Annotated in this window: 17 protein-coding genes, 2 tRNA genes and 1 pseudogene; 6 read left to right on the forward strand and 14 right to left on the reverse strand. The window is 42.1% G+C overall.

What is annotated here, in order from left to right; genetic code table 11:
* From JMW90_RS11420 to JMW90_RS11440, 5 genes and pseudogenes are all read left to right on the forward strand, one after another.
* Window positions 1-146: pseudogene (locus JMW90_RS11420) on the forward strand (IS5/IS1182 family transposase); the annotation flags it as partial.
* 88 nt (window positions 147-234) lie between these two features.
* Window positions 235-720, forward strand: a complete 486-nt coding sequence (locus tag JMW90_RS11425; protein ID WP_201564299.1) for a glutathione peroxidase — start codon at window positions 235-237, stop codon at window positions 718-720.
* Between the two features lie 223 nt (window positions 721-943).
* Window positions 944-1,019 (forward strand) — tRNA-Val (locus JMW90_RS11430).
* A 54-nt stretch (window positions 1,020-1,073) separates the two neighbouring features.
* Window positions 1,074-1,150 (forward strand) — tRNA-Asp (locus JMW90_RS11435).
* An 841-nt stretch (window positions 1,151-1,991) separates the two neighbouring features.
* Window positions 1,992-2,762 (forward strand): DUF5020 domain-containing protein, encoded by a 771-nt coding sequence (locus tag JMW90_RS11440; protein ID WP_201564301.1) that lies wholly within the window; start codon window positions 1,992-1,994, stop codon window positions 2,760-2,762.
* A gap of 209 nt (window positions 2,763-2,971) precedes the next feature.
* Here JMW90_RS11440 and modB read toward each other — a convergent pair whose 3' ends face one another.
* The 11 genes from modB to JMW90_RS11495 form a co-directional block, all read right to left on the reverse strand.
* On the reverse strand, window positions 2,972-3,673 hold the full coding sequence (modB, locus tag JMW90_RS11445; protein WP_201564303.1) for a molybdate ABC transporter permease subunit: 702 nt from the start codon (window positions 3,671-3,673) through the stop codon (window positions 2,972-2,974).
* Between the two features lie 51 nt (window positions 3,674-3,724).
* The gene (gene modA / locus JMW90_RS11450) at window positions 3,725-4,633 is read right to left on the reverse strand and encodes a molybdate ABC transporter substrate-binding protein (protein WP_201564305.1); all 909 of its coding nucleotides are present in this window, start codon (window positions 4,631-4,633) and stop codon (window positions 3,725-3,727) included.
* A gap of 182 nt (window positions 4,634-4,815) precedes the next feature.
* Window positions 4,816-5,307 carry a molybdenum cofactor biosynthesis protein MoaE gene (locus JMW90_RS11455; protein WP_201564307.1) on the reverse strand — a complete coding sequence of 164 codons (492 nt, stop codon included), beginning with the start codon at window positions 5,305-5,307 and terminating at the stop codon, window positions 4,816-4,818.
* Between the two features lie 61 nt (window positions 5,308-5,368).
* The gene (locus JMW90_RS11460) at window positions 5,369-5,671 is read right to left on the reverse strand and encodes a MoaD/ThiS family protein (protein WP_201564309.1); all 303 of its coding nucleotides are present in this window, start codon (window positions 5,669-5,671) and stop codon (window positions 5,369-5,371) included.
* 60 nt (window positions 5,672-5,731) lie between these two features.
* On the reverse strand, window positions 5,732-6,238 hold the full coding sequence (moaC, locus tag JMW90_RS11465; protein WP_201564311.1) for a cyclic pyranopterin monophosphate synthase MoaC: 507 nt from the start codon (window positions 6,236-6,238) through the stop codon (window positions 5,732-5,734).
* 40 nt (window positions 6,239-6,278) lie between these two features.
* Window positions 6,279-7,067, reverse strand: coding sequence for a molybdenum cofactor guanylyltransferase (gene mobA, locus JMW90_RS11470; protein WP_201564313.1), 789 nt, complete (start codon window positions 7,065-7,067; stop codon window positions 6,279-6,281).
* Window positions 7,068-7,070: 3 nt separating this feature from the next.
* Window positions 7,071-7,601 carry a molybdenum cofactor biosynthesis protein B gene (gene moaB / locus JMW90_RS11475; protein ID WP_201564316.1) on the reverse strand — a complete coding sequence of 177 codons (531 nt, stop codon included), beginning with the start codon at window positions 7,599-7,601 and terminating at the stop codon, window positions 7,071-7,073.
* A 61-nt stretch (window positions 7,602-7,662) separates the two neighbouring features.
* Complete coding sequence (moaA, locus tag JMW90_RS11480) at window positions 7,663-8,766, reverse strand: GTP 3',8-cyclase MoaA (RefSeq protein ID WP_201564318.1); 1,104 nt, start codon at window positions 8,764-8,766, stop codon at window positions 7,663-7,665.
* Between the two features lie 231 nt (window positions 8,767-8,997).
* Window positions 8,998-10,287 carry a molybdopterin molybdotransferase MoeA gene (locus JMW90_RS11485; RefSeq protein ID WP_201564320.1) on the reverse strand — a complete coding sequence of 430 codons (1,290 nt, stop codon included), beginning with the start codon at window positions 10,285-10,287 and terminating at the stop codon, window positions 8,998-9,000.
* A 383-nt stretch (window positions 10,288-10,670) separates the two neighbouring features.
* Window positions 10,671-11,870 (reverse strand): globin domain-containing protein, encoded by a 1,200-nt coding sequence (locus JMW90_RS11490; RefSeq protein ID WP_201564322.1) that lies wholly within the window; start codon window positions 11,868-11,870, stop codon window positions 10,671-10,673.
* A gap of 565 nt (window positions 11,871-12,435) precedes the next feature.
* Window positions 12,436-12,951: a hypothetical protein gene (locus JMW90_RS11495; protein WP_201564324.1), complete on the reverse strand. Its 516-nt coding sequence runs from the start codon at window positions 12,949-12,951 to the stop codon at window positions 12,436-12,438.
* 404 nt (window positions 12,952-13,355) lie between these two features.
* On the opposite strand from JMW90_RS11495, the gene recJ reads away from it, so the two are divergent.
* On the forward strand, window positions 13,356-15,188 hold the full coding sequence (recJ, locus tag JMW90_RS11500; protein WP_201564326.1) for a single-stranded-DNA-specific exonuclease RecJ: 1,833 nt from the start codon (window positions 13,356-13,358) through the stop codon (window positions 15,186-15,188).
* 61 nt (window positions 15,189-15,249) lie between these two features.
* Here the strand turns inward: recJ and JMW90_RS11505 are convergent, their stop codons facing one another.
* The 3 genes from JMW90_RS11505 to JMW90_RS11515 all read right to left on the reverse strand — a co-directional run bounded on the left by JMW90_RS11505 (window position 15,250) and on the right by JMW90_RS11515 (window position 17,775).
* Window positions 15,250-15,912, reverse strand: coding sequence for a trimeric intracellular cation channel family protein (locus tag JMW90_RS11505; RefSeq protein WP_201564328.1), 663 nt, complete (start codon window positions 15,910-15,912; stop codon window positions 15,250-15,252).
* A 102-nt stretch (window positions 15,913-16,014) separates the two neighbouring features.
* Window positions 16,015-16,650 carry a trimeric intracellular cation channel family protein gene (locus tag JMW90_RS11510; protein WP_201564330.1) on the reverse strand — a complete coding sequence of 212 codons (636 nt, stop codon included), beginning with the start codon at window positions 16,648-16,650 and terminating at the stop codon, window positions 16,015-16,017.
* A gap of 15 nt (window positions 16,651-16,665) precedes the next feature.
* A complete protein-coding gene (locus tag JMW90_RS11515) occupies window positions 16,666-17,775 on the reverse strand; it encodes a multidrug resistance efflux transporter family protein (protein ID WP_201564332.1) in 1,110 nt (369 codons plus the stop codon).
* Between the last annotated feature and the right edge of the window lie 28 nt (window positions 17,776-17,803).

Consider the following 17,803-nt stretch of genomic DNA (forward strand, 5'->3'; position numbering starts at 1 on the left):
TATATCGCTGTCGCCACTTGGTAGAAAACGCCTTTGCTAGGTTAAAACACTTCAGAGGTGTTGCTACACGCTATGATAAACTTAAAGCCAGCTATGAGGCTGCCGTGATTCTAGCCTGTGTCTTTATTTGGCTGCCGCTGATTTGAATTCTATACAGCCCCTATAGTATCTTACATAACGCAGTATTTAATGTTTGATAACAAAATAAACGAATAACTGATTTAAGGATGAATAATGACTACTATTTATGATTTTAGTGCTGAGCGTATCGACGGAACGACACAAAACTTCTCTGATTATGAAGGTCAGATGTTGTTAATCGTTAATACAGCCAGCAAGTGCGGTTTTACGCCGCAATTTGAAGGATTAGAAACGCTGTACCAGCACTATAAAGATCAAGGTTTGATTATTATCGGCTTTCCCTGTAACCAATTTGGCAATCAAGATCCTGCTAATAATGATGAAATTGGCGCATTCTGCCAAAAGAACTACGGTGTGAGTTTTCCGATGATGGCAAAAGTCGATGTTAATGGTAGCGATGTACATCCTGTATTTAAATGGCTAAAAAATCAAAAAGGTGGACTACTCACAGACGGCATCAAATGGAATTTCACCAAATTTTTGATTAACAGTAAAGGGCAGGTAATTGATCGTTATGCACCAACGACCAAACCTGAAGCGCTCAAAGATGATATAGAACGAGCGCTGGCTGCAAAGTAATTGCTGATGTAAAAAATATTAGATATTTTGCGAAATTATAAAATGAATGAAAACAGATGCTTATAAATTTAATCACTAAAATAAGCAAAAAACCGCGCTAAATATCAAAATAGTGTTTGACAGCAATGTGTAAATCTATATAATACACTCCCACAGCAGCAGAGCTTAGTGACAAACTTAGAGCTCGGTTGATGTGGAATAAATTGCATTGCAATTGTTCGAAGGGTGATTAGCTCAGTTGGTAGAGCGTCTGCCTTACACGCAGAATGTCGGCGGTTCGAATCCGTCATCACCCACCACTATTTTAGCGAAGTGGACCTCTTCATACAGGTGAAACGTTAAAGATGACCTAAGCAGCGGTAGTTCAGTTGGTTAGAATACCGGCCTGTCACGCCGGGGGTCGCGGGTTCGAGTCCCGTCCGCTGCGCCATATTTAGTAAAAAGCTAAAACGAATTTAGACGCTAAGTTTAAGCAAGTTTCGCCTCAAGTATTAGTTTACTTGAGGTTTTTTTGTGTCTGAGTTTCTCTTTAAAGCCTTTGTTTATAAGGCTTGGTGATTCTATCTCTATTATCCCATCAGAGTTAACTGACTCTCTCTTATCGCACCCAATATAAGCTTATCAATAGATAAACTGGCTTGAGCAAATTGAGGACAAGTGCTCAGTGATCACCTGCTCAGTGACCAAACGGTGACCATTTTGTGACGAATATTGTCAAAAGTCGGTTGTGGTAACTGATTCCCAAAATTTATGCTTATTGATCAGTTTGTTCTATGCTGATGGTATTTGGACTTTCTAATCTAAGCAAGGTTTGCCTCAAGTATGCATTTGCTTGAGATTTTTTATGTCTGAAAATTATCCAACCGCTTCATTAGCCGATTATTCTCTACAGTAACCAGATTTCTCCCTCCTTTACAAAATTAATGTTCCTGACCATTTAGTCAGTTATTTTAATAAAATCATAAACTTAGCTGATATCAATAACTTAGGACGCGTTTTTTACTGATATCTGACGTCAAAATGCAGTTGTCAGTCCTCATAAAACATGTTTAACTGTTTCAAAGTGTTAATAATTGCTGCCGAAATTGGAATTATTGAAATAATTTATGCAGTTTTATTAGCATTGATGTCTGCTTTGATGATGTTTTATTTTTACTGAAAGCTAATAACCTTTTCCCCTCTAGCAGTACGGGTGCGTTTTAACAGGAAGTTAAACCCCGTTGATAGCCATGCTGCTAGGCACCAACGACTGTAAATAAAGGAATACTACTGTGCGTGATCATTCATCTGTAAGCCTACCACTAATTACTAAGCCGCTTACCTGTGCACTTGTTGCCATTACTGCTTTGGGCGCAATGAGCAGCGCTAATGCTAAAATGCTATTTGGTGATACCAGCATAACTGGACTATATGGTTCTGATTATGAATTGGTGCCTGACGAGACCTTAAAAGTCATGACTCTAGAGCATGCTTCTACTCATACTTGGGGTGGCGTATTTTTCTTTGTTGACCGTCTTCAAGGTGAAGAAAATGCTGCGGGTAAAGACTTTAGAGAAACTTATGGTGAGCTTGCGCCGAAGTATAAGCTGGCAAAGTTTGATAACAGCTTTATCAAACAAGTCAACTTAGCTGGTCAGTATGAGTTTGGCTCGAACAGTAACGGCTTTAGCCAAGACAACTATCTAGTGGGTATTGGTGCGGATTTAAATATCCCTATCGATGGTATGAAATATGCATCGGCCTCAGTTTACCATGCGTTTAATAATGATACCTTTAGTGATGCTGATGACCAACAGATCACTTTGACTTATGGTTGGGAAAAGAACAACTTCGTCATTGATGGCTATGTTGATTATTCTTTTAATAATGATGATAAAAAAGACAGCCTTCGTATCAACCCACAAATCAAATACAATTTGCAAGAAACACTGGGTATCGATAATCGCTTAGAAGTCGGTATGGAATACAGTTATTGGAACAATAAATTCGGTACTGGTGTTGACGAACATGCACCAAGTGCACTGGTAAAATATCATTTTTAAATCATAGCTTAGAACACATCTAAAATCCCTATTCATATTGAATGGGGATTTTTTTTATAAGTAGGTGTAATGGACAAAATTCATGCTAACTTTATCGGTTGGATGAGGGTTTTTGTTGTGAATGTGAATAAAATCGAAAGTAAGATTGGCTTACGAAAAAAATGAAGGATGCTAAAAAATCGCATACATTTTAAATTTGACTCATGAGCTTATGAGCGTTGATAGAGCCGACTGACACTCGCAATCAGTGCCACCATGACCATGCCCATTATGATGAGAATAGCAGACATGACGTGCGCGGCCTCGTAATTCAAAGCCTCTACTTGCTCGTAGATAGCAATAGAGACCACTTTGGTTTCACCCGAAATACTGCCACCAATCATCAGTACCACGCCAAACTCACCAATGGTATGCGCAAAGCTGATTAAGCTACCAAGAATGATACCGATACGAGCGTGCGGTAATGCTACCCGTATAAAGCGTCTGAAACGGCTAGGCTCTAGTAGGCTTGCAACCTCCATGACACTGATTGGAATGCGTAAAAACTGCGCGTAGACAGGCTGAACAAAAAAAGGCAGTGAGTAAATAATAGAGCCGATGACCAGCCCTTCAAAGGTAAAAATAAAGGCGCTAATATTGTATTGCAACAGCCACTTGCCGACACCAAAATTGGGGCTTAACAGCAATAACAAATAAAATCCAATCACGGTAGGCGGCAAGACAAGCGGCATGGCAATCACCCCCATGAGCATGATTTTGATGCGTCCAACAATATGACCGCGACTGGGCCTTGCCAACCAATAGGCTAATGGGGTTGCGAACACAAGCAAGCATAAGGTGGTGATACCAGCGAGCTTGAGGCTCACCCACACAGGAAGCAGCATATCTAAGACAAGAGATGAGGACATCATAGCGTTACTGTTTTTTTACCTTTTTATTGATTAATAACAGCCATAGCTATATTAGCTAACCGCTAAATAACCCGCCTTAGAGAAGTAAGCTTGTCCTGCAGGAGAACGCAGATAGTCGATGAAATCTGTTGCGTTTGCCTTATTAGTAGTTACTTTAGTAGTCACTATGCCGTCTTGCAAGATAGCAGGATAAGACGTTGGTGGTAGGAGATAAAAATGCTCTGGTGTTGCTTTCATCGCGATGACTTGTGAGTGCGCAACAAAGCCATAGTCGACACTACCAGTATGAGCATACTGGAAGGCTTGACCGATATTTTCAGCTTGGATGAGGCGTTTTTGTGCTGTTAGGGCGTCATAGAGATTTTGTGATTCTAAATAGACTTTGGCAGATTCACCATAAGGGGCAAGCTCAGGATTGGCAATGGTGATTTTGCTCTTGTCCTCCCTTTTAAGTAAGTCAGTCAATGTGGTTTGGTTGAGTCCACCAACAGATTTTGTGGCACTATAAATGGACAGTTGACCTTGGGTATAAGTAAAAGGCGTATGGCTTGTATCCCCTTTAAACATCTCATCTAGCAGTTGCGCGGGGAAGTCTTGATTGGCCGATAAAAAAATATCGTATGGTGCACCTGAAATAATTTGAGAATAAAGCTTACCTGATGAGGCAAAAGTGACTTCTATTTCTTGGTCTGGCAGATTTCTATCCGCCTTATAACCTTCGATGATATCAGGCAATACATCAGATAAGTTGGCTGCGGCAGCTATGCGGATAGATTCAGTTGGCTGAGTGGTCTGCGCAGTATCATTGGTAACCGCTTCAGTCTCAGTAGTGCTGTTTTCTTTGCTACAAGCGCTCAGTGCTAACGCTAAACATGCCGAAGCACCTAATGTTGCTATAGACTTCAATACTTTTAAATAATACAAATGAGTAGATGTTTTATAATGAGCATTTGATTGCATAGTATATATCCTTTAATTTAAAAAAAAGAACAATAGTCAGTAAAAAGATAGTAATTTTGAAGTATACATTATCTATTTATATTTTTGAGCTTAACAATTGGTTTTTTAGCCAATATATTTATTATTACTAAAAAATATTTTTTATGGCTTAATTTATTTTAAAGCTAAATTTTATTAAGCTATCAGCCATTATTGCTGAGCCATTTAGTAGAGTCATCTTGGTAATATTCTTGCTTCCAAACCGGAATATCCGCTTTAATAGTATCTAATATCCAGCGGCAGGCATCAAAAGCAGGGTAACGATGAGCGGAAACCACCCCAACCCAAATCGCCACATCGCCAATCTCTAAAGCACCGATACGATGGATAGCAATAGCATGAGTAATCTCAAAACGCTTTTTGGCCTCTTCAATAATGGCGCGCCCTTGATTGAGTGCAAGTTCCTCATAGCCATAGTAGGTCAAGCGATTGACGCTACTGGCATTATTATGGTTGCGAACGCGTCCCTCAAAGCATACAAAGGCGCCGCAACTGCCATCATCGAGCGTGCTTTTAAGCCGACTTTCATCGATATCGATATCTAACAGCGCAAAGCCATCACGTTCAGCGATAAGATAAGCCTCATCGATGCTACGCTTAATGCTCATCGACTGCCCATGTACTTGGTCTACCATATACTGTCTCTGTTTGTTATTTTTAAAATGGTTAGCGATATAAATAAGCGCCTAAATGCTATTAACCGCCGGCGACGGGTGTAATAAAAACCACGCTATCGCCATGATTAATCTCATCTGTCCACTTGGCAAAGTAATCATTGACTGCCACTCGTAGCTCCGACTGCGGACGGCTAAAGCGATGTTTTTGACGCAGCTGCTCGTACAACCCAGTTAATGACGTCGACTGTGGCACTGTGATTTTTTCTTCATGACAATGGGCTTCATCGGCCAAACTTGCGAAGTATAAAACGGTGATATCCATCATAGTACTGATATTGTTATCGATGTCAGTATTGGTATTGCTTTCTAATAAAGTGCTCATGAAAGTCTCCATTATTTATTAGTTACCAAGCTTTATATCTATCATATCGATAATGCGTACTTACGCATGCTGATAGTCGGATTTGCCGCCCGTTTTATTCATCAGATGAATATTATTGATGATGATGTCGTGCGAGATGGCTTTGGTCATATCATAAATGGTCAAGCAGGCGACACTAACCGCTGTTAGTGCTTCCATTTCTACACCTGTTTTATGGGTGACTTTGACAGTGGCGGTGACAGTAATGCTATTTTGACGGTCATCATATTCAAAAGTTAAACCAATCTTATCTAATGGCAGGGGATGGCAAAGCGGAATCAGGTCATGGGTGCGTTTGGCTGCCATGATGCCTGCGATATGAGCAGTCTGCGTGATGCTGCCTTTTTTGGTCATGCCATCAGCAGCTTTGATTTGCTGATAAATATCTGCGGGGAAAACCACTTGTCCAAACGCACAAGCTTCTCTTGTCGTAGGCGTTTTGCCGCTGACATCGACCATGGTGATATCGCCGTCGCTATCTAAATGCGACAGAGCCGTTTGATTGGTTTTTTGACTGTCACGAATCATTTCTCATGTCTCTTAAAGTTATTGTCTCTCAATAAATCTTCTATAAATCGTTTAATGTAATACAGGCACACTCAAACTCTTTAGGCGTATTAAAATTGGTAAGAAGTCGCCAATCTTCTGAAAACGCTACAGGCTGCACAACAGGCCTAATAAACCTCATTACTTGCCGCTGCCCATTGTCAATATAATGCTTTAAATCTGGCTCAATATCTAAACGATAAATACCCAATAATGGGTATAAATGCTGATCATCGGTGAGACAAATGACGGACTTATCTGTAGCTTGTGCCATATAAGGTTGCAGTTTTTGCCATAAGTCGGTTGCAGCAATCACGCTATCGCAACTAATGACTATCAGCCAAGATGCGTGCGCATTTGCTGCATTGGTCAATGTCATTGTCATTGGGCTCATTAAATATTGCAATGCTGCTTCAATGGCGACCAATGCGCCGCCGGTTTCGATTGGTTCGTGATCATTAGCAGAAAAGTTGTTGCTAGACAGATAATCAGTGATATGAATGATTGGCACTTGCGGATTTTTTTCAATCAAATCTAGATTGATAGCAAAACCACGACCATTATCTGCAATCATAATAGGTACGTTGCTCGTCAATGCTGCACTTAATTTAAGCGCTTGCCTGACATGATAATCAAGCAAGCGCTCATTGGTCGGTAGCATCAACTCAGCTTTTGGTGATCCCATACGTTTGGATGCGCCGCCTGCCAAGATGACGATACCTGCTAAGTGGTTTAATCCAACTACATTACTTGAGTTATCTGCATCATTTACCTTATTAGCTGTGTTTGAGCTATCCGCAATATTGACCATTAATCAATCATGACCGGGATTGGTGCGCATAAAGTGGGGGACGAAATTACAAGGACGCGTGCGGCTATCGAGCTGCTCTTGTAAGATACCTTCCCATGCAGTGCGACAGGCACCTGATGAGCCGGGTAAGCAGAAAATACCGGTACCATTTGCCATGCCAGCTACGGCGCGAGATTGGATGGTAGACATGCCAATATCGTCTTTTGATATTAAGCGAAACATCTCGCCAAAACCGTCGACCGATTTATCAAACAAAACGCTGACTGCCTCCGGTATGCTGTCTCTGATATAAAACCCCGTACCGCCAGTGGTGATAATTGCGTGCACATCTTGCTCTGCAATCCAGCCACTGACCACGGCTCTAATCTCATAAATATCATCGGTAGTCAGCTGACGATCGGCAAGTTGATGCCCTGCTGCGGTTAGTTGATCGACCAAATACTGCCCTGAGGTATCTTCTGCCAGAGTACGACTGTCAGAAACCGTTAAGACAGCGATATTGAGTGGAGTAAAGGGTGCTTGAATCTTGCTCATGGATATTCCTTAATAAATATAATGCGTCATTTCAAAAATTATTATCAATTTATAGATAACTCTAACCGCCAATCATCGACAAATTATTCATCATGCCGCTATTAGAATCATGCAGATGATGATGCTCAGGTTTAATCGGCATAAATCTGTGTAAGGTACTGACCAGTCCTGCAACATCATCTTGCTGCAAATGCTCACGTATGTCGTAATTGCCTTGATCAAATAGGCACAGATGCACTTTACCTTGACTGCTAACTCGCAGGCGATTACAGCTGTCACAAAAATGGGCAGCATAAGGGGCAATCAGTCCGATGCGCCCCTGATAATCAGGATGGCTGTATTCTATTGCTGGACCATCGTTGCTGCCGCGCTCATGGGTCTGCCAGCCGTGTTCTATCAGATAATTGGTAATGATGTCGGTTTGCGCATGCTGAGCAAAAAACAAATCGCTGTTATCACTGGTCTGCATGAATTCAATAAAGCGATAAGTGACCGCTCTGTCTTTGACATAGTCGATGGCATTCATTAAGTTTTCAAAAGCAGTTTCGGCCATCAGAATACTGTTTATTTTCAGTTTAATATCGGTGGTCGCAAGCAAGGTATCCATATCAGCTAAAAGCTGTGGCAACATATCAAAGCCAGTCATTTTATGAAAAGTAGCAGCATCAAAACTGTCCATACTGATATTGAGCTGATTCAGTCCAGCTGCGTGCCAATCTGCCAAATGCTTGCCAAGCTTATAGCCATTACTGGTCATGGCGACCGTTTCAATACCCTTGGTATTTTTAACCGTTTTGATAATCTCTACCAGATCACGGCGTATAGACGGCTCACCGCCGGTAATTCTGACTTTTTTGGTACCTACTTGAGCAAAACCGCGTATTAACGTGGCAATCTCGGTGACACTAAGCTCATCTTGTGGTGGTTTGCCTTGATAGCCATTTGGCAGGCAATACTCACAGCGAAAATTACAGAAATCAGTAATTGATAAACGCAAATAGGTCAGACGTCGTGCAAAACCGTCTGTTAATGGTTGAAAGAGGGTCACTGCAGAATGCGTAGACAAGACCGCCAATTTCGATGGTGAATGACCATCAAAAAAAGTAGGTGCAGCAGTAGGCGAATACAATTGAGCATTTCCTACGGTAGGGGCAAGATGGTTCATAGGTGATTACCATTAATATAAAGTATATTGTGGACTTTTAAGCGTTGCCTCAGGTTGAGAGTGGAATATGATAGTTAGATAAAATTATGACAGCTTGACGTCAAATAACAATCAACCGTAAGTTACTCAATAACTACCACCAAAGTAGTAGTTATCAGATAATAAATATTAAGTTTCTCACGGTCTATGGTATAGACGTTAATTCACTGTATCATTTTTAAGCGTCATTCACTATATCCAAGGGAAGGATTGTACCTGTACAGAGGCACCAGCGGATAAATTGCCTGCATCTTGAGCGAGTACAATAAAGCAGTTGGCCTGACTCAGCTGTTTGATACGATGCGATTGCTGTTTAGTAAAGCTTTCAACTTGAAAATCGCCCGCTTTATTTTGGGTCAGAATGCCTCTTTGGAAGTCCATACGTCCCGCTGACTTTTTAACATCATTTTTAAGCGTTGCCATGACTGTTAATTGCATGGGTCGCTCTGAATGAGCCGCGCCTGCCATCTGCCACAAAGCAGGAATGACAAATTGCAGCGTACCAACGATCGTCGATAGAGGATTGCCAGGCAAACCAAAATATAAGACGGGCTTGGCAAGGTTGTGCGTCAGCTCACCAAAGACAAACGGCTTACCGGGTTTCATCGCCACTTTATAGTGATTGATTTTGCCGAGCTGCTCAATGACGGTGGTCAAGAAGTCATAGTCACCAACGGATACGCCAGCGGTAGAGATCAGTACGTCACACTCTTGCATCGCTTGAGTCACCGCTTCAGTGGTTTTGCCTAAATCATCAGCGATAATCCCATAATCACGAATATTTATAGGTAAATCAGAGAGCAGACTTTTAAGAGTTGGGGTATTAGAGTTATAAATCTGCGCCAAGCTTTTAAGCGCATTACCAATTGCAACCAGCTCGTCGCCTGTCGCGAGCACACCAACCGTCAAGGGCTGATAGACGTTGACTTTATCAAAACCCAAATTCGCCAATAAACTGATATCAGCAGGATTTAGGCGCTTACCTTTGAGTAAAACGGCTTCGCCAGCTTCAATCTCTTCACCTTGTTTGCGAATATTGTCATCAGACTGGGCAGTTTGACTAAGGATAATAGGGTATGGCTGTGATTTATCAATGCTATCTCTTATCTCAGCAAAGTTGGTGTTTTCTTGCATGATGACGGTATTACAGTCATCAGGTACCACCGCCCCAGTAAAAATACGTACCCCTTGACCTGACTGGACATCGCCATTATAAGGGCTGCCAGCTTGCGATTCACCGATGATGGTGATGGTAGTATTTGTTGCAAGCTTGCTATTTTTAGCAATCGCATAACCATCCATCGCCGACAGGTTCTGTCTCGGTACCGAAAAAGGCGAAACAATATCTTCAGCCAGTATGTGATTATGGCTGTCTAATAAATCGTAGTTAGCGACGGCTCTTTTATTGAGCGGATAGTCGTTATTATTATAATTCTCTACACGCTGCTGGATCTCAGCTATAAGTCCTTCAACCGTAATCATAAACCTATACTCATCTTATTAATGTTGAACTGTTTATAGTATCAGAGATACGTTATACCATAAGAATGACATGGCTGACAGGGGATTGATTAGCCACACAAGGTATTCTTTTGCTTAATCATCATCTTGATATAGTGAGTTCAATATAAAAGAGTTACGCTCAGAATAGCAATATGCTGGGATAAATTTCTCTCGCTTGCTGTGCGCTTTGCACTCCAGAGGCTTGGTAACATTTATCCCAGCAGTACTGTATTCTTTTTAAATTGAATCGACGATAGGATTTGACGTAAGCCTTGCCTCTATATTAAAGGATTTGTCTTTAAGTTTTGGCAAGGTTATTGGGTGCGTATTAGGCTGTATTGTAGAGGTTTACAGTTATAACCTTAAGCCAGCTCTATACTCATTTTGGGACCAAAGGGTTCGTAATGAATGTTATCAAGGCTATGGTCAAGGATGACTAGACTATCAATAATGCTCTCCATAAAAGGCATGGAACCACAAACATACATATCAGCAAGTTTGGGTAAATTGCTAAGCCAAGCCTCATCAAGAATTTGTCCAGACTCAAAATAAAAAATGTGCTTTTCTACGTTTGTCGCAGTAGCCAACAGTTTATTAACTTCACTAGCAAAAGCATGATGCTCTTGGTTTTGGCAAGCATAAACCCAAACGATAGGACGGTTTGGATTAACGGTAACTTGAGCTTCTAACATGGATAAAATCGGTGTTACGCCAACGCCTGCACTGATCAGTACCAAGGGAATGTCGTTTTGCTGCATCAACGCCTGATTCAGCTCAAAATCACCAGCCGGTGCCGACAATAAAACTGTATCACCGACGGCCAGATGATCATGTAAATAATTAGACACTAGACCGTTATGCTCATTGCGATTGTCGCGTCTAACTGCAAACTGGATACCTTGATCATTATTGGCTGAGTACAAAGAGTAGTGACGCAGGGCAATATGATCGCTGTCTGCTGGGTCTGTTTTTACGGTAATGTATTGACCCGCAGACAGTTTAATTTTGCTCAGATCGATAGTCTGATTGTTTACTGAATGGTCATTTACTGGGACAACGGTAAAGGCGGCGATATCAGTCGCTGCTTCCACTTTTGCCGTCACTGTAAACGGTGCAAAGCCTTGCCACATTGCTTGCTCATACATACCGTGCTCGATTTGGATAAATATCGAGGCAATTTCATCATAAGCTTCTGCCCAAGCCGTAAGGATATCGTCAGTTGCCGCATCACCCAACACTTCCTTGATGGCAGCAAGTAGATGTTTACCAACGATAGGGTAGTGCTCTGGCAGGATTTGTAAGGCGCGATGCTTATGGCTGATTTGCGTTAGTTGCGGCAATAACGTCGCTAAGTTTTCCAAATGCTTGGCTGCTGCCAAAACCGTCATTGCCAGTGCAGTCTGTTGACGACCAAGTTTTTGATTGGTTTCATTAAAAATATCAAGTAGCTCAGGATGCTCATGAAACATATTCTTATAAAACACAGTAGTAATCGCTGTTCCATGCTCTTCGAGTACCGGTACCGTTGCTTTGACGATTGCTAATGTTTGTAGTGACGCCATTGTGGATCCTTTAGTGAATATTCACATTGATAATGTTTAGTGAGTGAAGGTTGATGAACGAAATTAATAATAGTAATCAGACTTTTGAGACGCTTGAATGAGACAATATAGTCAGTCTTAAATAAAAGAAATACGAATATTATCAAGCACTAATGGGATTCATTTTTCTTGCTTGCTGTAGCTAGCCGACAGAGGCTGCGAACAATGAATCCCAGTAGTGCTGTAGTCTTTTAAAAGTAGATCAACTATAACAGACAGGAATTAAGCAGTTAGCAGTCAAATCATTCACCGGTTTTTATAAGATTCATTTAAAATGAATCTTATAGTATCCTATCTCTGCTCTAACATCAATATGTAATACTATTGGGCTGATTTCTATTGCCAACGTTTCTGTCGCACAATCTAATTTTACTTTACAGACGAAGGGGTTCGTTTGAGCAAAGTCCACATACATAAATCAATGACTTAAAAGCTCCATGGGTGACTAAATAAGAAACGCAAAAAAGCCCTGCTAGATACAGGGCTTTTTTAAGGGATAAATAAATTCTTTATTTAAAATAGCTTTTTAGACATTTTTACCGTGTTGCTTTTGCTGAATGTCTTTGGCTAAGTTATAGCACTCATTAATATGGTCAGTGGCGATCTTCTTAAAAATCATATAGCCGATTGTGCCTGCGACCAGTTGACCACCAAGTGGGATAAATTTGGTCACTTGCTTAGCAGCGATACGACCACCAAAACCTTGCACTGTCTTTTTAACGATACCACGGGTTGCCATCAGACCTGCAAAATCGACTGTACGATCTTTTAACGCACTCCAGTGAATAGCTCGTGACTCTAGGTCTACCGCTGCTTGACGATCTTCGAGTAAACCAAAGCGCTCACTGATTTCAGGTAGCAGCATCGTGAGCATGCTCGCATCAATTGCCACATCAAAAAATGGTACCGGTACAATGGCAACACCAGCAGAGATTCTGGCACGTCTTTTGACCATGGCGATACATTCTTTTTTGACTTGCTCAAGATCCAAGTTTGGATCAATCGTATTGGGTAATTTTTCAGCTAACGGGGTTGTTTTCATGAAATATCCTTAAATTAGTTAGAAAAAGCAATTAAAAGAAAAAGTAAATAAAAGAGAGACAGTGAATAATAAAGCATGAAACATGGGATAGATAACAAGCAACTGCGGCGTTTATAAGATGCCTACCATTTTATGGATTTATAAACACCATACAATCGCTGCTTTGTAGCAAAATGCTGAAAAATAGGGTTAATCTACACCGTTTTTGTAAATGAAGCCATACGGTAAAAGTAGCAGTTTGAAAATAAATACATGATCTAGGTGCGCTTAAATTACGCTATGAGTTATACGCTATAAGTTACGTGATGATGCAGGCATAAGCAACCTCTAACCGTGCACCGATATGCTGAAATTTCCTCTAAATTAATATTGTGAGCACTTACTAAAGCCAGTAGAATACGTTCATGCTAAATTTAACTCCCCGTTATACCAGCACTCGCATCGACGAGTTGCCAGCCTTGTTGCAACCCCTTGCCGCCCAATCAATGACGCTTGCTCGCCTATATGCCGGTCGTGGCATCGTGCAGCCCGATGAGCTTGAGACTCAGCTCGCTGGTCTATTACCTGCTGAGCAGCTAAAAGGTATCATTGAAGCAGTATGTTTACTAGATGTCGCCATTGATGAGGGTCAGCGTATCCTTATCGTTGGTGACTTTGACTGTGATGGGGCGACTAGTACCGCGCTAATGATGCGTGCGCTGACCGCCATGGGTGCCAAGGTGGATTTTTTAGTACCTGACCGTTTTAAATACGGTTATGGTTTGACGCCAGAGATTGTTGAATTGGGTATTGAGACTTATCAGCCGCAAATGATCGTCACGGTAGATAATGGTATCTCAAGCCATGAAGGCGTGGCGCGCGCGCAAGCTGATGGCATTACTGTCATTATCACTGACCATCATCTTACGACCAAAGAGACTCCACCTGCCGAAGCCGTGGTCAATCCCAATCAGCTTGATTGCAATTTTGCTAGTAAAGCCTTGGTGGGCGTTGGGGTAGCATTTTATGTACTTGGACGACTGGCAAAACTGCGCCGTGAAGCTGGTAAATCCACCGTACAAGTCAGTCAATATTTGGATTTAGTCGCACTTGGGACGATTGCTGATGTTGGTGTGCTCGATAAAAATAATCGTATTTTAGTCCATCATGGGCTGAACGCCATTCGTCAGGGGCGTGGTTCTCTTGGTATATTGGCATTGCTCGAGCAAGCGGGTCGCGACCCCAAAAAGCTACACGCGCAAGATTTTGGTTTTGTACTAGGTCCACGTATTAATGCCGCTGGTCGTATGGATAATATGCGCATCGGTATTGAGTGCTTGTTAGCAGATGATTGGGCAACGGCGCAGCGATTGGCGCAAGAGCTTGAGCAACTTAACCGTACGCGTCGCCAAGTAGAAGGTGAGATGCGAGCGCAAGCAGATAGCATCGTCCAAGCATTAGCTGATGCTGATACGAGTATTGAAGCTGAAGTTGATGCTGAGAAAAGCGATGATATTATCGTTCAGCATAAACTCGAGAAGAAGACCACCAATACCCGCAGTATTGTGTTGTATCAAGATGACTGGCATCAAGGGGTTATCGGTATCGTTGCAGGACGTTTAAAAGAAAGTCATTATCTGCCGAGCATTGTCTTTGCGCCGGCGGATACTGAACGCACAGGCGATGACGATGCTATCAAAGGCTCAGCGCGTTCTATCGCAGGCGTACATATTCGTGATGCCATTGAACAAGTTGCCGAGAGCTATCCTGATTTAATCAGCCATTTTGGCGGTCATGCCATGGCAGCTGGACTGACGTTGAAAAGAGGTAACTTTGATGCCTTTGTGACAGCATTTAACGCGGTGTTGGCACAGATGGATGATGAGGTATTCGCTGAGCAAAAATTCACCGATGGTGCTTTGCAAGCAAGTGATTTTAGCTTATGGTTTGCTGAGCATCTGGCAGAATCTAGTATTTGGGGGCATGGATTTGCGCCGCCGATATTTGATGGAGTGTTTGAAGTATTAAACTATAAGGTACTAAAAGACAAACACCTTAAATTATCGCTACGTTATCCTGATGTACAGTATCCGATTGAGGCCATTCAATTTAATTTTGATAGCAGTGTTTGGGATTATCGCGCCGAAAAAGTACATATATTGTTTGAGCTGGATATCAATGAGTGGAATGGCAAACAAAGTTTGCAGTTGATGATAAAAGATTTGGCGCTTGTAAAAGAGACGGTCGAAGCAAACTAGTGACTTAACGGTACAGATAGTAACTGCGCTAATAGTCGCTAAGCGTCAATATTTCTATGCTTTAATATTTCCATTCAATGGCCGGAAACTGCCAATCATAGCGAATAGCAAGCATGCGTAAGGTAAAAATCGTTGCCATTGCTGAGATATCAGCAATCCAAGCGATCACGCCAAGATTAAGTAGCACAAAGTAAAGGATACCACCTGTTAAAGCGGCGGTGATATAAATCTCTTGCTGTAGTACCAGCGGAATTTCATTGCAAATCATATCGCGGATGATACCGCCGACAATAATCGTGATAACCCCAAGTAATAATGCCACCGGCACATTTGTGCCCATACTATCAGCCACCTTGATGCCGATTAAGGTAAAGGCTGACAGACCAATGGTGTCGGAGAGTTTAAGAAACGTATCAACGCGTCTAGAGTTAGGGTGAAAGAATATCTGCATCAAGATTGAAGAGATGGTAATGACCGTCAAATAACTCATATCTACCATCCAAAACAGGGGATGACGATCCAAGATTACATCACGCACGGTACCACCGCCGATAGCCGTCACAATCGATACCAGTAAGCAGCCAAATACATCGAAGTTTTTATGCTTGGCTAATATCGTTCCTGAAATACTACAAGCGACAATACCAATCATATCGAACAGATAAATGAGTGAGCGCGGATTAAAAGTAGTAATCAGGTCAGAATCTAAGGCAATGGTCGGCATGAGTTATTCTCATTAAAGCACTGAAAATAAGGTACTGAGATTAAAGTATTGAAATTAAGGTACTGCTATTTTCTTCGTTAATCGTAAAAACCGGCTAATCCGTTAATCGACCAAGCGAATGGAAGGCAAATGCCAATCGAATTTAAGCGCCAGCATACGCACGGCAAAGATAATAAATAACATGGTAAATTCGTTTATCGTCGTATCCAGCCCGCCGTAGTCGAGCGCCAAATACGCCAATGAGCCTGCAATACTGGCAGTGATATAAATCTCACGCTGTAGGACGAGCGGAATCTCATTACAAATGATATCACGCAATAGACCGCCAATAATGGCTGTCCAGACCCCCATCATAATGGCAATCATTGGCGCTAAATCTTGCGCCAATCCCACCTTAAAACCAATCACACTAAAGGCTGCCAAACCAATGGCATCAAAGAACTTAAGCGCGTTATCAATCTTATGATACAGATGAAAAAATATTTGTAAGATAAGAGAGGTGGCAGTAATAACAATGACATAATTGAGATCTGTCATCCAAAACAGCGGATGGCGATCAAGTGCCATATCGCGCAATGTGCCGCCGCCGATAGCGTTGACTAGCGCGACCAATATACAGCCTGCAATATCAAAACCTTTGTGCTGCGCGAGCAAGGTGCCGGCGATAGCGCAGGCGATGATACCAAACATATCCAAAACATACAGCAGGATATCAGGGAAAATAAAGGTGTTTATCATCGCTGTACTTGAGCCTTAACCATCTTTTGCAAATAATATCAGTCCCAGAATGATAAGCGCAATACCCACCAAGCCCAGTGTCGAAGGAAGGGCATTATTCAGCAATAACATGCCGCCAATCAAAGCAAATATCACTTCACTGGCCTGGGTAGAATCTACGCCTGCCACCTCACTCGATGTCACCGCTTGCTCACGGGCATATAAAAATATACTCGTCGCCGCCACACCTGCAAGTACTGCCACTAACAACGTATTAAAAACCTGTGTGGTCGCTGGTCGCTCAGGACGTATTATTAAGCCTAACAGTAACCAAAACGGCAAGCTACCGAGGGTCATTAGCCAGACTTTATTAAAGGCATTTTGTAATAAGGTTGTCTCGATAGCAGGAATACGGGCGATGAGATTTTGCAAGCGTGACGCAGCATGTCTATCGATAGGTAATATAGGGGCTTCGGTAATGATGCGTTGGGTATGGGTATGAATATCAGTGTTACCATCAGTAGCCTTTAGCTGAAGATTATCACGAGCCTGTTGCCGCTCAGCACTGTGTTTGCGCGAATTATGAGACACTTGCCACACCAGCTGATTGCCAATCGGGTAACTGAATGCTGCAACCAGCGCCGGCAGCGCGCCATATAGCAGCATATCAGCCATAGGTACGGTATCGGCGAGCGTAGACGCATGTAAGCCTTCACTGACGTTGACCATGACTACACCAATAAAGACCAATAAGGCATAAATGATAAACTTTTTATCAAATCTCTGTCCAAATGCCACTAAGACCAATAGACTTGTTACGACTGTGAACATAAAGGTTGCGGCAACCACCCAACCTGCAACGTGGTCACCAGCATAACAAATGCCAGTATAAAACACGCCAAAGCCGATACTGCCAGTGATACACCAAAACCGCCAATGCTGAAAGAAAATAGCGCCTAACTCTCTAATACGTCCAAAACCATGCTGCATCGCAATCAGAACAGTAATGATGAGCCACATAAATAAATAGCGTAGGCTTGCTGACCAAAACCAGTGTCCACCGGCACTACTCATCATCTCATTTAGAATAAAGGTGGAGCTAAAAAACGCGCCCGCTAATAAGCCCAATAAAATGAGTTTGACCATACCTATCCCTTTATTCCTTGGCTTGCTA

This window comes from Psychrobacter glacincola (genome assembly GCF_904846215.1).
Classification (GTDB): domain Bacteria; phylum Pseudomonadota; class Gammaproteobacteria; order Pseudomonadales; family Moraxellaceae; genus Psychrobacter; species Psychrobacter glacincola.

Excerpts from the sequence above, each read along its gene's own strand:
- JMW90_RS11490 (WP_201564322.1), bottom strand. The coding sequence starts at position 11,870 with ATGGCGTCACTACAAACATTAGCAATCGTCAAAGCAACGGTACCGGTA.
- moaA (WP_201564318.1), bottom strand. The coding sequence starts at position 8,766 with ATGAACCATCTTGCCCCTACCGTAGGAAATGCTCAATTGTATTCGCCT.
- JMW90_RS11460 (WP_201564309.1), bottom strand. The coding sequence starts at position 5,671 with ATGAGCACTTTATTAGAAAGCAATACCAATACTGACATCGATAACAAT.
- moaC (WP_201564311.1), bottom strand. The coding sequence starts at position 6,238 with ATGATTCGTGACAGTCAAAAAACCAATCAAACGGCTCTGTCGCATTTA.
- JMW90_RS11505 (WP_201564328.1), bottom strand. The coding sequence starts at position 15,912 with ATGCCGACCATTGCCTTAGATTCTGACCTGATTACTACTTTTAATCCG.
- JMW90_RS11515 (WP_201564332.1), bottom strand. The coding sequence starts at position 17,775 with ATGGTCAAACTCATTTTATTGGGCTTATTAGCGGGCGCGTTTTTTAGC.
- JMW90_RS11485 (WP_201564320.1), bottom strand. The coding sequence starts at position 10,287 with ATGATTACGGTTGAAGGACTTATAGCTGAGATCCAGCAGCGTGTAGAG.
- recJ (WP_201564326.1), top strand. The coding sequence starts at position 13,356 with ATGCTAAATTTAACTCCCCGTTATACCAGCACTCGCATCGACGAGTTG.
- JMW90_RS11495 (WP_201564324.1), bottom strand. The coding sequence starts at position 12,951 with ATGAAAACAACCCCGTTAGCTGAAAAATTACCCAATACGATTGATCCA.
- JMW90_RS11455 (WP_201564307.1), bottom strand. The coding sequence starts at position 5,307 with ATGGTAGACCAAGTACATGGGCAGTCGATGAGCATTAAGCGTAGCATC.
- moaB (WP_201564316.1), bottom strand. The coding sequence starts at position 7,601 with ATGAGCAAGATTCAAGCACCCTTTACTCCACTCAATATCGCTGTCTTA.
- mobA (WP_201564313.1), bottom strand. The coding sequence starts at position 7,067 with ATGGTCAATATTGCGGATAGCTCAAACACAGCTAATAAGGTAAATGAT.
- JMW90_RS11510 (WP_201564330.1), bottom strand. The coding sequence starts at position 16,650 with ATGATAAACACCTTTATTTTCCCTGATATCCTGCTGTATGTTTTGGAT.
- modA (WP_201564305.1), bottom strand. The coding sequence starts at position 4,633 with ATGCAATCAAATGCTCATTATAAAACATCTACTCATTTGTATTATTTA.
- JMW90_RS11425 (WP_201564299.1), top strand. The coding sequence starts at position 235 with ATGACTACTATTTATGATTTTAGTGCTGAGCGTATCGACGGAACGACA.
- modB (WP_201564303.1), bottom strand. The coding sequence starts at position 3,673 with ATGATGTCCTCATCTCTTGTCTTAGATATGCTGCTTCCTGTGTGGGTG.